Raw genomic sequence first — 1,266 nt, 5'->3', positions numbered from 1 at the left:
GGAGGCCAGCTCGGTCCCGTAGAACTCGATCCGGCAGCCCTGGCAGCGACGGGCCTTCAGCTCGGCGGCGCCGGTGCTGCCGGTCTGCGTGGCGACCCGGTCGTAGACCTTGAGCAGGTCGGCCGGGTCGGGGTGCTCCGGGAGGGGATCAGCCTCGGACAGTTCGCCGAGCAGGTGGCGATGGCGCTGCCCACCACGCCCGGGGGCGTCCGGGTCGCCGGTGACCCCGAGCGGCTGGTGCGCACCGTCGCCGTCTGCGGCGGCAGCGGCGGCTCACTGCTGGCCGCGGCTGCGGCGGCCGGCGCCGACGTCCTCCTGACCAGCGACGTCCAGCACCACCCGGCGGTCGACGCGGCCGAGGTCCCCGGTCCGGCCCTCTGCGACGTGGCGCACTACGCGTCCGAGTGGCCGTGGCTGCCGGTCGCCGCCGACCTGCTGCACCGGGACCTGGGCGGGCAGGTGCAGGTCACCGTCTCCGGCCGGCGCACCGACCCGTGGACGTTCCGGGTCGACGGCCGCCCCCGCCGCTGAGCGCAGCGGGGCGAGTCACTGCGGAGGGGGCCGGGCCGGGTGGTCCGGCGGCCCCGGCGGCGCGGGTAGGTTGGCCCCGTGCAGGCTGACCACTTCGACCAGCAGAAGCTGCTGGCCCTCGCTGCGGAGGACGTCGCCCTCGCGCAACTCGCCCACCGCAAGCGCACCCTTCCCGAGCTCGCCGCCGTCGAGGCCGCCCAGGAGGCGCACCGGGCCCTCGCCGACGACGTCGTCCGGGCCGAGACCGAGGTGCGGGATCTCGACCGTGAGCAGAAGCGGCTGGAGGGCGACGTCGACACCGTCCGGCAGCGGGCTGCCCGCGACCAGTCGCGGATGGACTCCGGCGGTGCCACCCCCAAGGAGATCGCCGGCCTGCGGCACGAGCTGGAGTCGCTGAAGCGCCGGCAGGCCGACCTGGAGGACCAGGTGCTCGAGCTGATGGAGCGCCGCGAGGCCGCCGACACCGCCCTCGCCACGGCGCAGGGCGGCCTGGCCGGGGCACAGGCCGACCAGGAGCAGGCCGAGCAGCGGCGGGACGCCGCTCTCGCCGACATCGCCGAGGCCACCGGCCAGCACCGGGCCAAGCGGGACGAGATCGCGGGCACCATCCCGGCCGACCTGCTCAAGGTCTACGACCGGGTCGCCACGCAGACCGGCAGCACCGGCGCCGCCGAGCTGAAGGCCCGTCGCTGCCAGGGCTGCCGGATCGAGTTCTACGGGACCGAGCTGGCCTCC

Annotated in this window: 2 protein-coding genes; both read left to right on the top strand. The window is 76.1% G+C overall.

Features of this window, described 5'->3' with window-relative positions:
* Positions 1–531 (top strand): Nif3-like dinuclear metal center hexameric protein (locus tag G5C62_RS27095; protein WP_206330906.1); only part of this gene is annotated, 531 nt, incomplete at its 5' end.
* Between the two features lie 78 nt (positions 532–609).
* The coding region (locus G5C62_RS27090) for a zinc ribbon domain-containing protein (protein WP_164703425.1) at positions 610–1,266 on the top strand (657 nt) is incomplete at its 3' end.

Source organism: Modestobacter sp. KNN46-3 (genome assembly GCF_011039295.1).
The sequence above is the reverse complement of the archived record's forward strand: the minus strand, read 5'-3'. Positions and strand labels throughout refer to the sequence as shown.